Source organism: Pseudomonas sp. PKS (assembly GCF_051913525.1).
GTDB classification, from domain to species: Bacteria; Pseudomonadota; Gammaproteobacteria; order Pseudomonadales; family Pseudomonadaceae; genus Aquipseudomonas; species Aquipseudomonas guariconensis_D.
Genome location: NZ_JBEGDO010000017.1, coordinates 34,884 through 48,980, shown reverse-complemented (window position 1 = coordinate 48,980; position 14,097 = coordinate 34,884). Strand labels below are relative to the sequence as shown.

Sequence of the window (14,097 nt, the reverse complement as noted above, 5' to 3'; positions counted from 1 at the left end):
ACAGACAAGTGGTACGGCAACCTCGCCGACAGTACGATAGACACCGTGCAAAAAGCCCGCTGCTCCATCAGCCGGCTGTCTTCCCGACCCAAGGACACACCATGGACCGCGTGAGAAACCTCCTGGAGCAGATCCAGGGACGCCTCGACGAGCTGAACAAGGCCGAACGCAAAGTCGCCGAAGTCATCCTGCTCAACCCCCAACAAGCCACCCGCTTCAGCATCGCCGCGCTTGCCCAGGCCGCCAAGGTCAGCGAACCGACGGTCAACCGTTTCTGCCGCTCCTTCGGCGTCAGTGGCTACCCCGAACTCAAGCTGCAGCTGGCCCAGAGCTTGGCCAGCGGCGCCGCTTACGTCAGCCGCGCGGTGGAAGCCGACGACGACCCGGCCGCCTACACACAGAAAATCTTCGGCAGCGCCATCGCGTCGCTCGACAGCGCCTGCCAGGCGCTCGACCCGCAACAGGTCAGCCGCGCCGTGGACATGATGATCCAGGCCCGGCAGATCCACTTCTTCGGCCTGGGCGCCTCGGCCCCGGTGGCCCTCGACGCCCAGCACAAGTTCTTCCGCTTCAACCTCGCGGTGTCGGCCCATGCCGATGTGCTCATGCAACGCATGCTGGCTTCGGTCGCCCACACCGGCGATCTGTTCGTGATCATCTCCTACACCGGTCGCACCCGCGAACTGGTGGAGGTGGCCCGCGTAGCGCGCGAAAACGGCGCCTCCGTGCTTGGCCTGACCGCCGCCGGCTCGCCCCTGGCCAAGGCCTGCAGCCTGAGCCTGAACATCCCGTTGCCGGAAGACACCGACATCTACATGCCGATGACCTCGCGGATCATCCAACTCACTGTGCTCGATGTGCTGGCCACCGGCATGACCCTGCGCCGCGGCGTGGACTTCCAACCGCACCTGCGCAAGATCAAGGAGAGCCTCAACGCCAGCCGTTATCCAATCGAGGACGACGAGCTCAACTGAGCCGGTGCGCCTGCAGGCTCAAGTGAGCCTGCTGACCCGGTGCCAGGCTCAAACCCTCGCCACTGCCGCTGGCGATCTCGACGCAGACGAACCGCTGACACTCGCGCCCGCTGACGCCCACCAGCGGACGCCTGCCCGGGTGCCAGACCACGGTGTCGTCGGAATCCCCACTGTCGATGCACAATTCACGCTCCCAGGCCGGGTCCTGCAGCTGTACCCGGGGCGTACCCGGATAGACCTTCTGGCAGCCGCCCTTGACCTTGAGCGCACCGTCCTCACGGCACGCCTGGCGGTTGAGGCGGTCATAGCCTTCGATGTCCTCCAGTCCGGACAGCGCTATCTCGGACACGTCACTGATACGCCAGTAAGCCAGCAGCGCATGGCTCAACTGGCAGGGTTCGCTGTCCTGGTGCTCGGTGGTCAGGCTCAGTTCCATGCCGCTGCCCAAGCGCGCGCTCAAGTCCACTTGCCAGTCGCACAGCTGCAGGCGCCAGGTAAGGGTCACGCCCTCCTCGTCCTCCTGGCTCTCGACCAGCTTCCAGTCGAGCAGGCGCGCCCAGCCATGGGACGGCCACAAATCTTCGCTGGGATGACGTCCATACCATGGCCAACAAACCGGCACGCCACCTCGGATCGCCCCGGCCAGCGGCCACTGCTCGGCACACCATAGCCACGGGCGTTCGCCGGCAGGCTGAAAATGCACCAGCTGCGCGCCCTGGCGACTGAACACCGCCTGGCAACGGGGGTGATCGATGATCAGTACATCGCGCTGCTGGTAACGCTCCCACTCGAACGTCGGCCTGGGCCTCTGCGCGCAAAAGAAGCGATGTAGCGGATGTTCGGGCATGGTTCCAAGCTCTTGTTGTTTGAGATAGCGCTGTCTCGGCGCGGGCTTCATTTCCACTGAGATCCAGTGGAAATGAAGTGGCCGGGAATGGATGGCGTAAATTTACAACAATTTTTCTCAGAATGACGACTGAATCTTCAATCCCGCGACCAGCGCGTTGTCGACCTCATCCACTCCCCCCGGGCTCTTGATGTACTGCAGGTTCGGCCGCACGGTCAGCCAGTTGGTGACATGAAAGCCATAGTAGAGCTCGGCGTTGTATTCGGTGCGCTGCAGCGGCACGAAGCCCGGATTGTCGTAATCGTCGATACCACTGCTGGCATTGAGCTGCTCGGCGCGTTTCTTGACGTCGTCATTGACGTGGATGCGCGCGATGCCAAAGCCGATGTCGTCCTTGGGCCGGGCATCGAAGGGGCCTTTGTAGACCATGCCGACCTGCTGGTAGTTGTCGACGACGTTGGTGGCCTTGTCGTGCACGGTGAAATTGGCGAACAAGCTCAGGCCTCGGTTGACGTCACCCTTGTGCGCCGTCACCTGCTGCTGGGCCACGACCCACCAGCCGTGCTTGCTGGAGTGGGATTTGAAGTCATTGCCGGTGATGCCCTGGGGCAGACCGTTGACGTCCTCATAGACATCGTCAGCCTTGGCGGTGCTGTAGTAGTAGCCCAGGCGGTACTCACCCGGCAGACCGTTGACCTTGGGCGACCAGACCATCTCCACCGGCAGGATCGCGCCCTTGGTGCCGCTGCCGCTGAGTTTGAAGCCGTTGCCGGTCTCAAGGTTCGACGGATTCTGCTCGAAGGCCCCCACCTGCACGAAGAATTCCGGGTTGATGTTGTACTTGACCCGCAGCGCCCACTGGCTGACCGGCCAGTTGTACCAGATGCCACCCACCCAGTTGCCCACCTGGGAGCCGCAGAAGGCGAGGTTCTGGAAGTCGCAGGGGAAGCTGTTGAAGTCCTCGCCCTCGCCGAAGCGCCCGAATTTCACATCCAGGGCGCCATCGAAGTACTTCTGCTTGATCCACATCTGGGTCAATCGCCAGGTCTGGCCACGGCCCCAGACTTCCTGGACCGAGCTCAGTTGCCCAGCGCGCGGATCGCTGATGCGGTCGTTGGACAGGTTGCGGCCACTACGTTCGGTGATCGCGAGCTTGAACTCGGCGTCGTGCCAGCCAAGGATCTTCTGAAGATCCAGGTGCGCGCCCAGGGCAAACTGGTCGCTGTAGCGGGCAGTCTTGTCGTCGTTGTAGCCGCCGTGCAGGTTGCCGGCCACCTCGCCGACGTAGTCGAGTGTGAAGTCGTAGCCTTTTTCCAACAGCTCGGTGCGGGTGCCGCCCCAGTCGCCGGTCATCCATTTCGAATCCGCCGAGAAGGCCTCGGCCGCGTGTGCCCCGCCGCTGCCAACGAGGGTCAGCACCGCCAGCGAGCCCAGCGTCCTGATGCGTTTGCGATGGTCCATCCCTTGTTCCTCACTTTTCTTGTTATTGATGGTTTAGACGACTCAGCGCCCTTTGAAACGCGCCACATTGCCCGCGGCCACTTGCGCGGGGGCAACCTGCCCCAGGCGCTCCCCGCTGGCGGCATCGAACAGCAACACCCGCGAAGGATCGAACTGCAGCTGCAGGCTGTCTCCCACACGGCAGGCGACATCCGGCGCCAGCCGGCAGCAAACCTTGACCTGGTTGAGGGTGACGAACACCAGCAGGTCCGGCCCGGTGGGCTCGGTCACCTGCACCTCGGCGCGAAGGCCATGCACGCCCTCGCCCATGCCGATCTGCTCGGGGCGAATCCCCAGTACCACTTCGCACCCTTCGAGTTCGTCCGACAGATGCCCGACGGGCAACTCGCAACGGGCCTGCCCGCTGTCGAGCAACGCCACCAGGCGCCCTTGTTGTTTCGTCAGGCGCGCCGGGATGAAGTTCATGGGCGGTGAGCCGATGAAGCTGGCGACGAACTGGTTGGCCGGGTCGTTGTAGATCTGCTGGGGCGTGCCGAACTGCTGGATGATGCCGTCCTTCATCACCGCCACTTTGTCACCCAGGGTCATGGCCTCGATCTGGTCATGGGTGACGTAAACGGTGGTGGTTTTCAGGCGCTGGTGCATTAGCTTGATCTCGGTGCGCATCTCCACCCGCAGCTTGGCGTCAAGGTTCGACAACGGCTCGTCGAACAGGTAGATCTTCGGCCGCCGCGCCAAGGCCCGGCCCATGGCCACCCGCTGCTGCTGACCACCGGAGAGCTGGCCTGGCTTGCGCGTGAGCAGGTGTTCGATCTGCAGCAGCTTGGCCACCCGCGCCACCTCGTCGTCGATCGCCGCCTGAGGCATCTTGCGAATCTTCAAGCCGAAGGCGATGTTGTCGCGCACGTTCATGGTCGGGTACAGCGCATAGGACTGGAACACCATGGCGATGTCCCGGTCCTTGGGGCTCATGCCACTGATGTCGGTGCCGTCGACGAGGATTTCGCCGCCACTGATGTCCTCGAGCCCGGCGATGCAGTTCATCAGGGTCGACTTGCCGCACCCTGAGGGGCCAACCAGGATCAAGAACTCGCCAGACTCGATGCCCAGGTCAATGGCCTTGAGGGTATCCGGCAGGCCGCTGCCGTAGCGCTTGTTGACGTTGCGAAGTTCGAGCCGTGCCATGTGTCACCCCTTGACCGCGCCGGCGGTCAGGCCGCGCAGGAAATATTTGCCGGCCAGCACATAGACCAACAGAGTCGGAAGCCCCGCGATCATTGCCGCCGCCATGTCGACGTTGTATTCCTTGACCCCGGTGCTGGTGTTGACCAGGTTGTTCAGGGCCACGGTGATGGGTTGGGCATCGCCGCTGGCGAACACCACACCAAAGAGAAAGTCGTTCCAGATCTGGGTGAACTGCCAGATCAGGCAGACCATGATGATCGGCACCGACATCGGCAGCAGGATCCGCCCGAAGATCGTGAAGAACCCCGCGCCGTCCAGGCGCGCCGCTCGCACCAGGGCCTCGGGCACGCTGCAGTAGTAATTACGGAAGAACAGCGTGGTGAAGGCCAGCCCGTACACGATGTGCACCAGCACCAGTCCCGTGGTGGTGCTGGCAAGGCCAAGCTTGCCGAGGGTGAACGAGGCCGGCAGCAACACGGTCTGGAACGGCAGGAAGCAACCGAACAGCAGCAGGCCGAAGAACAGCTGCGAACCCCGGAAGCGCCACATCGACAGCACATAGCCGTTTAACGCGCCCATCAAGGTGGAAATCAGCACGGCCGGCACGGTGATTTTCACCGAGTTCCAGAAGTAACCTCCGACCGTGTCCCAGGCCTTGATCCAGCCGATCCCAGTGATCACTTCCGGCCAGCTCAGCAGGTTGCCGGCGCGGATGTCTTCAGGCGATTTGAAGCTGGTCAACAGCATCACCAGCAGCGGTACCAGGTACAGCGCACAGGCAGCAAGCAAAGTGGCATGGATGGCCAGGCGGCTGGGGGCAAACCAACGCGGACTAGTCATGGCGCTTGGTCCTCAGTTCCGAATACAGGTAGGGCACCAGGATCGCCAGAATGGCGCCAAGCATGAGGATCGCACTGGCCGAGCCCATGCCCATCTGCCCACGGCTGAAGGTGAAGTTGTACATGAACATCGCCGGCAGGTCGGAGGCGTAGCCCGGGCCGCCAGCGGTCATCGCAGCCACCAGGTCGAAGCTCTTGATGGCGATGTGCGCCAGGATCATCAAGGCACTGAAGAACACCGGCCTCAGGCTCGGCAGCACGATGCGCAGATAGATCCTCGGCAGGCTCGCGCCATCGACCTGGGCTGCCCGGATGATCGACGGGTCGACCCCACGCAGGCCGGCCAGGAACAACGCCATGACAAAGCCCGAGGCCTGCCACACCGCAGCAATCACCAGGCAATAGACCACCCGATCCGGGTCCACCAGCCAGTCGAAGCGAAAGCCCTCCCAGCCCCAGTCCCGCAGCAGTTTGTCCAGGCCAAGGCCTGGGTTGAGCAGCCACTTCCAGGCGGTGCCGGTGACGATCATCGACAGCGCCATTGGGTACAGGTAGATCGTGCGGATGACACCTTCGCGGCGGATGCGCTGGTCGAGCAGCACCGCCAACAGCACCCCCACTAGCAGGCTGATGGCGATGAACAGGCCACCGAACACCAGCAGGTTCTTGCTGGCGACCCACCAGCGGTCGTTGGCCAGCAGTTTGACGTACTGGGCCAGCCCGGCCCACTTGTAGCTGGGCATGAAGCTTGAGTTGGTGAAAGAGAGCACGAAGGTCCAGAGGATGTAGCCATAAAAGCCCACCAGGACAATCAGCATGCTGGGCGCCAGCACCAGTTTCGGAAGCCAGCGTTGCAGGGCGTCCAGGGGGGAGGCCCGCAGGGTTGCGGTTGCTGTGTTCATGTGAAGTACCGAAGAACATGCATCTAGCGCGAGTCCTGTGGGAGCGGGTTTATCGAGGCGTCGAACAGCCGCGAACACTGGCGAAGCCGGCGCCGTGCAGCGCGTCGTATGCTTCGCGGGAAAACCCGCGCCCACAGGGGCCTGTACCGTCAAATACCGAGGTGCGGTGAAAGGGCCGCCAGCAGGGCTACTTCGCCGCCTTGATCGCCGCGCCCAGCTGCTTGGCTGCCTTGGCAGGGTCTGCCTTGGGGTCGTTGAGGAAGTTGGTGACCACATCGAAGATGGCCCCCTGCACCGCCAGCGATGAGGCCATGTTGTGCGCCATGCTCGGTTGCAGCCCCTGGCCTTTCTCGGCCTCCTGGAAGTCCTTCAGCGACTGCTGGGTGCAGGCATCGAACGGCGTCATGTCCATGCCCTGGCGCACCGGCAGCGAGCCCTTGGCTTGGTTGAAGGCGGTCTGGAAGGCCGGCTCCAGCGCGACCTTGGCCAGGTCGTTCTGGGCCTTGATATCGCTTTTGTTCTTGAGTTGGAACATCGCCAGGGAGTCGATGTTGTAGGTGAAGCTGCCCTGGGTGCCGGGGAATGGCACACACTGGTAGTCCTTGCCGGCCACCTTGTGGGCGGCGGTCCATTCGCTCTTGGCCCAGTCGCCCATGATCTGCATGCCGGCCTTGCCATTGATGACGTCGGCGGCAGCGATGTTCCAGTCTCGACCGGCGCGGTTGGCGTCCATGTAGGTGCCCAGGCGCTGCAAGGTCTTGAAAGTCTCGACCATCTTGTCGCCCGTGAGCGTCTGCTCGTCCAGTTCGACGAACGCCTTGCGGTAGCCCTCAGGCCCCAGGATGCTCAGGACCAGGCTTTCGAACACCGTGCTGTCCTGCCAAGGCTGGCCGCCATGGGCCAGCGGCTGGAAGCCTGCGGCCTTGAGTTTGTCGGCGGCGACGAACAGTTCATCGAGCGTATGCGGCACCTTGGCGCCTGCCTTCTCGAACACCACCGGATTGACCCACAGCCAGTTGACCCGGTGGATGTTCACCGGCACGGCTACATAGTGATCATCGTACTTCCAGATGTGGGTCAGCTTGGCCGGCAGCAGGGTGTCCCAGTGGTTGGCATTGGCCACCTCGTCGAGCTCGGCGAGCAGGCCCAAGGCGCCCCACTCCTGGATATCCGGGCCCTTGATCTGGGCGGCGGCGGGTGGGTTGCCGGCCACTGCGCGGCTCTTGAGCACGGTCATGGCCGCGGCACCACCGCCACCGGCCACGGCGTTGTCCTTCCAGGTGAAACCGTCTTTTTCGACCTGTTGCTTGAGGGTATTGACGGCGGCAGCCTCGCCGCCGGAGGTCCACCAATGCAGGACTTCGACAGAGCCCCTTTCTTCGACAGCCAGGGCGGTCAGCGGCATGAATGAGGCGAGGGAAACGACAGCGGCGAGGCGAGTGATCGCATTCATCGTGGAGAACCTTTCTTGTTGTTATACGAGGCAAGTCAAGGTGCTTGCGCTTGCCTTGGAGTCTAAACAGCCGACGAAGGCCGTCAGGTAACGAAGGGATGCGCGAATGTCACCAAGCGGTGACATTCGCCGCTCAATCGGTGCTGCGCGGCAAGCTGAGAGTGACCCGCAGGCCACCCTGACGCAGGTTCAGCAGGCTGACCTCTCCGCCATGGCTATGGGCGATGTTGCGCGCAATGCCCAGCCCCAGTCCGTAGCCCTGCTGCTGACCGGCCAGGCGAAAATGCGGTTCGAAGACCTGTTCCAGGCGCTGTTCGGGCACCCCAGGCCCTTGGTCATCCACCTGCAGGACAAACCCTGTGGCGCTGTCGAGAATGCGCAGATGAGCCCGTTCGCCATACTTGATGGCGTTGTCGATCAGGTTACCGATGCACCGACGCAGGGCTAGAGGCTTGCCCGCGTAGGGCGCCAGGGCACGGCCTTCGAGGGTGATACGGCCATCGCCCAGGTAGGGCTCGGCGAGTATCTCCAGCACCTGGTTGAGGTCCACAGGCTCGATATTCTCGTGGATGTCGGTGTCCTTCACACACTGCAACGCCCCTTTGACCAGCAGTTCGAGCTCGTCCAGATCACGACTGAACTTGGCCTGCATTTGCTCGTCCTCGAGCAGTTCGACCCGTAGGCGCAAACGCGTGATGGGCGTGCGCAGGTCATGGGACACGGCGCTGAACAGCTGCGCGCGTTCAGTCAGGTAGCGGCTGATGCGCTCGCGCATGCTGTTGAAGGCCCGCCCTACTTCAACCACTTCGCTGCCCCCGCCTTCAGTGACCGGCGCGACATCGGCGCCCAGGGACATCTCCCGCGCCGCCCGTGCCAGACGCTTGAGCGGGCGGCTCTGCCAATGCACGAGCAGGCCGATGAACAGCAACAGCAAGGCGGTGGTCAACGCGATGAAGCCGATCTGCTGACGTGGCAAGCGCTCGGCTTCCAGGCTCGTGTAGGGCTCGGGCAACAGCGAGGCGATGTACAGCCACTCGCCTTCGTCCAGGCGGATCTGGGTGACCAACACCGGCGGGTTGAGCGGCTCCAGGGTCAGGGAGTAATGCGCCCAGGAGCGCGGCAGCTCGTCGAGCTTCAGGCCACTGTTGAAGATGCGCAGCTCCTGGGGGCTGACGAATTCCACGGAGATTTCCATCTGCGGCCCCAGCCGCTCGTGCAGTACTGACTGGAACACGTCGATCACCGCCTGCTTGCGTGGCGTGATCGGCAGCACCGGCATGTCCAGCGGCTTGTCGTTGAGCGAGACGAAGAATCGCGTGCCACCCATGCTGCGCAACTGGTCCAGCACCATAGGCCGATAGGCGACTGGCAATGAGCGGAAGTAGCTGACGCTGGCGCTCATCGAATGGGCCAAACTGCGGGCACTGGCCTGCAGGCCCTGGAGCTGGCTGGCACGCAGTTGGGAGACCCAGATCACGCTCGACAGCCCTTGGGCCAGCAGCACCACCAGCAACGTCAACGACAGCATGCGCCCGAGCAGCGAGCGCGGCAGCAGGCGCCAGCGCCGCTCAGCAGGCAGGGCAGACATGGGCCGCCAGCAGGTAGCCACTGCCGCGCACGGTGCGGATCAGCCGTGGCGGTTTATCCGTGTCACGTAGCCGCTGGCGCAGGCGGCTGACCGCCATGTCGACGATGCGGTCCAGCGGCATCGGCTCACGACCTCGGGTGGCATTGCCGATGGTGTCGCGATCGAGGATCTGCTGCGGATGGTCGAGAAACAGCTTGAGCAAGGCGAAGTCGGCGCCGGAGAGAATCACTTCTTCGCCATCGCGATGGAACAGGCGATGACTGATGGTATCCAGGCGCCAATCGTCGAAGGCCAGCACCGCCTGGCTGGGCGCCGCCTGACCGAACTCGGCGCGGCGCAACAACGCCTTGATCCGCGCCAGCAACTCGCGCGGGCTGAAGGGTTTGCCCAGGTAATCGTCGGCACCTAGTTCCAGGCCGATCACCCGGTCGGTTTCATCGGAGCTGGCAGTCAGCATGATGATCGGCACCCGCGCCAGACGCGGGTGCTGACGTACCCACCGACACAGGCTGAAACCATCCTCGTCGGGCAGCATCACATCGAGAATCACCAGATCGCAGGGCACGGCCTCCAGCGCCTGGCGAAAGCCCCTGCCATCGGCCTCGGCATGCACCTGAAAACCTGACCGGCTCAAGTACGCCTGCAACAACTCGCGGATGTCCTGGTCGTCGTCGACCATCAGGATCGATTTGCCAGCAGTGGTCACTGAACCTTCCTCTGGTGGTGATAACGGATGGGCACCAAGAGCCCAGCGATCAATGATCCAACGCCTGCTGCAACGCCACACCGGCCCCCAGCAACCCGGAAAACTCCGCAGTCACCAGCCATACCGGCACCCCTTCGAAATAGCCGCTCATGCAGCCTTTATCGGCAAAGCTCGCGGCAAAGCCACTGTGCAGAAACAGCTCGGCAAAGCGCGGAATCACGCCGCCGACAATATAGACCCCGCCCCGCGCGCCCAGGGTCAGGACGTTGTTGCCGGCCACACGCCCGAGGAAGCGGCAGAACTGCTCGATCACCGCCAATGCACGCGGCTCGCCGCCCAGCGCGGCATCGGTGATGTGCGCGGGCGTCTTGTGCCTGGGGATGTCGCCATCGAGCGCGCACATGGCTTGGTACAGACGCACCAGCCCGCCACCACTCAACACCGTCTCGGCGCTGACATGGCCAATCTGCCGATGGATCTGCCGATGGATCGCCGCTTCGCGTTCGTTGCCCACCGGCAGATCGACATGTCCGCCCTCACCCGGCAAGGCCAGCCAATGCTGGTTGTCCAGGCGCAACAGGCTACCCACGCCCAGGCCGGTACCTGGGCCGATGACCAGAGCCGGGCGCGCAGGGTCAGCCGCCCCCGGACACACCTGGCGATACTCGCCCGCCTGAAGGCGCGTCATGCCCAGGGCCATGGCACTGAAGTCGTTGATCAACAGCAGGTGCTCGACCTGCAAGGCCTGACAGAACGCACGGCGGCTCAGACGCCAGTGGTTGTTGGTGAAGCGAAACGCATCGCCGCTCACAGGCCCGGCAACTGCCAGGCACACTGCCGCCAGCCCGCCGCGGGCAATGCCTTGCCCAGCCAGATAAGCCTCGATGGCCTGCTCGGGGCTGGTGTAGTCGGCAGTGGCCAGGACCTGCACCGCCTGCAACTGGTTGTCGTGCCACAAGGCAAAGCGGGCATTGGTGCCGCCGATATCGCCAACCAGCAGCGCATTCATTTGAGCTGCTCCAAGGCCGAGGTGAAGGCGCTGGCGCCCTGCTCGGCGGAGCTGAACGCCACCCGCATGAAGCCGAACAGCTCGCGCCCCATTCCCAAATCGTTGCCTTGGGGAGGTGCCGGCAGGTCACGGGTGGCCAGCTCCTCGGCCGACACCATGAGCTGCAGCGTGCCTTCGATGCCATCGACCCGCACGATATCGCCATCGCGCACCCGCGCCAGCGGGCCACCGTCGTAGGCCTCGGGGCACACATGGATCGCCGCCGGGATCTTGCCCGAGGCGCCGGACATCCGCCCATCGGTGACCAGCGCCACTTTGTAGCCACGGTCCTGCAACACTCCCAGGAAAGGGGTCAGCTTGTGCAGTTCCGGCATGCCGTTGCAACGCGGCCCCTGGAAGCGCACCACCGCGACGAAGTCGCGCTCCAGCTCGCCGGCCTTGAACGCATCGGCCAGGGATTGCTGGTCATGGAACACCCGGGCGGGTGCCTCCACGACTTGATGCTCGGGCGCCACGGCCGACACCTTCATGACACCTCGCCCGAGGTTGCCGTTCATCACCCGCAGGCCACCTTCAGCCGAGAACGGCCGTGCCACCGGGCGCAGGATGCTCTCGTCCAGGCTCTGGCGCGGCCCCTCACGCCAGACCAGCTTGCCCTCCTCGAGGAACGGCTCCTGGGTGTAGCGGCGCAGGCCGTGACCGGCCACGGTATTGACGTCCTCGTGCAACAGCCCGGCATCGAGCAATTCGCGGATGAGAAACGCCATGCCACCCGCCGCCTGGAAGTGGTTGATGTCGGCCTTGCCGTTGGGATAGACGTGAGACAGGGTCGGTACCACCTCGGAGAGGTCCGCCATGTCCTGCCAGGTCAACTGGATGCCGGCAGCCTGGGCAATGGCCGGGATGTGCAGGGTGTGGTTGGTGGAGCCGCCAGTGGCGTGCAGGGCGACGATCGAGTTGACCAGCGCCTTCTCATCGACGATCTCGCCCAGGGGCATGAAGCTGCCGCTGGCCTTGGTCATGCGCGTGACCTGTTGCGCGGCCTCGGCGGTCAAGGCGTCACGCAACGGTGTATAGGGATTGACGAACGATGCGCCGGGCAGGTGCAGGCCCATGACCTCCATCACCAGCTGGTTGGTGTTGGCCGTGCCATAGAAGGTGCAGGTGCCGGGGCTGTGATAGGACTTCATCTCCGACTCCAACAGCTCTTCGCGGCTGGCCTTGCCTTCGGCGTAGCGCTGGCGCACGTCGGCCTTTTCCTTGTTGGAGATGCCTGAGGGCATCGGCCCACCTGGGACGAAGATGGTCGGCAGGTGACCAAAGCGCAGGGCGCCCATCATCAGGCCCGGCACGATCTTGTCGCAGATGCCCAGCATCAGGGCGGCGTCGAACATGTTGTGGGACAAGGCGATGGCGGTGGACATTGCGATCACTTCACGGCTGGCGATGGCCAACTCCATGCCCGGCTCACCCTGGGTAACGCCATCGCACATGGCCGGCACGCCACCGGCGAACTGGCCGACCGAGCCGATCTCGCGCAGAGCCTGTTTGATCTGTTCCGGGAAGTGCTGGTACGGCTGGTGCGCCGACAGCATGTCGTTGTAGGCCGAGACGATGGCCACGTTGGCGGCGTTCATCATCCGCAGGCTGTGTTTGTCCTCGGCGCCGCAGCCGGCCACACCGTGGGCGAAATTGGCACATTGCAGGCTGGCGCGCATGGGACCGTCGCTGGCCGCGCCGCGAATCAGCTCCAGGTAGCGTTCACGGGTGGCACGGCTGCGTTCGACCAACCGTGCGGTGACCTCAAGGATGCGCGGATGCATGTACTGGACTCCAGGCTGACTGTAAGGGTGGCGTCGATGGGCATTTCCCCTTCAAACGATTGCGGCCTAGGCTCAAGGGAAGGGGGCCTGACGCGATCTGGGGGTGGTCTGCCCGACCACTCGTTGTAGGTTTAACAAAATACTGCCATCAAAAAGGCTTGTTTTCTATCCAGCAGTGAATAATCTTGTAATTCCAATAACAAAACCGTTTCAGTGAAGTGACCTTTTTGCCACAAGCTTCACTCGGACTGCCAGAGGTAATGCCATGACCCTTCGCATCGCCATCAATGGATTTGGCCGCATTGGACGCAACGTCCTGCGCGCACTCTATACCCAAGGCTACCGCCAGGACCTGCAGGTCGTCGCCATCAACGACCTGGGCGACAGTGCGATGAATGCCCACTTGCTCAAGTACGACAGCGTGCACGGCACGTTCGATGCCCAGGTCGAATCCGACCAGGAGAGCCTGACGGTCAATGGCGACCGTATCTCGGTCAGCGCCATTCGCAACCCTGCGGACCTGCCGTGGAAGGCCGAAGCGGTGGACGTGGTGTTCGAATGCACGGGCTTGTTCACCGAGCGCGCCAAGGCAGCGGCCCACCTGAGCGCCGGCGCAGGCAAGGTGATCATCTCGGCGCCCGCCAAGGGGGCTGACGCCACGGTGGTGTACGGGGTCAACCACGACACCCTGCGCGCCTCGCACCAGATCATCTCCAATGCCTCCTGCACCACCAACTGCCTGGCGCCGATCGCCCAGGTGCTGCACCGTGAGTTCGGCATCGAGCAAGGGCTGATGACCACCATCCACGCCTACACCAATGACCAGGTGCTCACCGACGTCTACCACACCGACCCCTATCGCGCGCGCTCGGCCACCCAGTCGATGATCCCGAGCAAGACCGGCGCCGCCGAGGCCGTGGGCTTGGTGCTGCCGGAGCTGGCCGGCAAGCTCACGGGCATGGCGGTGCGGGTGCCGGTGATCAATGTGTCGCTGGTAGACCTGACCGTCAACCTCAAGCGCGAAGCCAGTGCCGAGGAGGTCAACCAACTGTTCCTCGAAGCCAGCCGGCATTCGCGCATCCTGGGCTACAACGCCCTGCCGCTGGTGTCCTGCGACTTCAACCACAACCCGCTGTCGTCGATCTTCGATGCCAACCACACCCGCGCCAACGGCCGGATGCTCAAGGTGCTGGCCTGGTACGACAATGAATGGGGCTTCTCCAACCGCATGCTCGACAACTGCCTGGCGCTGTGCAACGCGGGTTGATCTGGCAGTCCATCGCACGCTGCGCCAGCGCCTGATGCGTTTT

At 63.7% G+C, this 14,097-nt stretch carries 12 protein-coding genes; 2 read left to right on the top strand and 10 right to left on the bottom strand.

The features are described from left to right. Positions 1–110: 110 nt before the first annotated feature. Positions 111–974, top strand: a complete 864-nt coding sequence (gene hexR / locus ABOA88_RS17225; protein WP_177343703.1) for a DNA-binding transcriptional regulator HexR — start codon at positions 111–113, stop codon at positions 972–974. Here the strand turns inward: hexR and ABOA88_RS17220 are convergent. From ABOA88_RS17220 to edd, 10 genes are all read right to left on the bottom strand, one after another. Then, entirely contained in the window at positions 967–1,821 is an 855-nt protein-coding gene (locus ABOA88_RS17220; RefSeq protein WP_196167674.1) for a D-hexose-6-phosphate mutarotase, read from the bottom strand. The two genes, hexR and ABOA88_RS17220, sit on opposite strands and share 8 nt — an antisense overlap. Before the next feature lie 117 nt (positions 1,822–1,938). Beyond that, positions 1,939–3,282 (bottom strand): carbohydrate porin, encoded by a 1,344-nt coding sequence (locus ABOA88_RS17215; protein ID WP_367851464.1) that lies wholly within the window; start codon positions 3,280–3,282, stop codon positions 1,939–1,941. Between the two features lie 42 nt (positions 3,283–3,324). Beyond that, positions 3,325–4,467 carry an ABC transporter ATP-binding protein gene (locus ABOA88_RS17210; RefSeq protein WP_367851465.1) on the bottom strand — a complete coding sequence of 381 codons (1,143 nt, stop codon included), beginning with the start codon at positions 4,465–4,467 and terminating at the stop codon, positions 3,325–3,327. Positions 4,468–4,470: 3 nt separating this feature from the next. Further along, complete coding sequence (locus ABOA88_RS17205; RefSeq protein WP_196167677.1) at positions 4,471–5,307, bottom strand: carbohydrate ABC transporter permease; 837 nt, start codon at positions 5,305–5,307, stop codon at positions 4,471–4,473. After that, positions 5,300–6,208: a carbohydrate ABC transporter permease gene (locus ABOA88_RS17200; protein ID WP_367851466.1), complete on the bottom strand. Its 909-nt coding sequence runs from the start codon at positions 6,206–6,208 to the stop codon at positions 5,300–5,302. Before ABOA88_RS17200 ends, ABOA88_RS17205 begins: the two co-directional genes overlap by 8 nt. A gap of 187 nt (positions 6,209–6,395) precedes the next feature. Beyond that, on the bottom strand, positions 6,396–7,661 hold the full coding sequence (locus tag ABOA88_RS17195; RefSeq protein WP_196167679.1) for an ABC transporter substrate-binding protein: 1,266 nt from the start codon (positions 7,659–7,661) through the stop codon (positions 6,396–6,398). A 133-nt stretch (positions 7,662–7,794) separates the two neighbouring features. Beyond that, the gene (locus tag ABOA88_RS17190; RefSeq protein WP_230387463.1) at positions 7,795–9,249 is read right to left on the bottom strand and encodes an ATP-binding protein; all 1,455 of its coding nucleotides are present in this window, start codon (positions 9,247–9,249) and stop codon (positions 7,795–7,797) included. Continuing rightward, a complete protein-coding gene (locus ABOA88_RS17185; protein ID WP_230387527.1) occupies positions 9,230–9,928 on the bottom strand; it encodes a response regulator in 699 nt (232 codons plus the stop codon). Before ABOA88_RS17185 ends, ABOA88_RS17190 begins: the two co-directional genes overlap by 20 nt. A 76-nt stretch (positions 9,929–10,004) precedes the next feature. Further along, on the bottom strand, positions 10,005–10,964 hold the full coding sequence (locus ABOA88_RS17180) for a glucokinase (RefSeq protein WP_196167681.1): 960 nt from the start codon (positions 10,962–10,964) through the stop codon (positions 10,005–10,007). Then, positions 10,961–12,787, bottom strand: coding sequence for a phosphogluconate dehydratase (edd, locus tag ABOA88_RS17175; RefSeq protein ID WP_367851467.1), 1,827 nt, complete (start codon positions 12,785–12,787; stop codon positions 10,961–10,963). Before edd ends, ABOA88_RS17180 begins: the two co-directional genes overlap by 4 nt. Before the next feature lie 265 nt (positions 12,788–13,052). On the opposite strand from edd, the gene gap reads away from it, so the two are divergent. After that, positions 13,053–14,054 carry a type I glyceraldehyde-3-phosphate dehydrogenase gene (gap, locus tag ABOA88_RS17170; RefSeq protein ID WP_367851468.1) on the top strand — a complete coding sequence of 334 codons (1,002 nt, stop codon included), beginning with the start codon at positions 13,053–13,055 and terminating at the stop codon, positions 14,052–14,054. Positions 14,055–14,097: the final 43 nt, after the last annotated feature.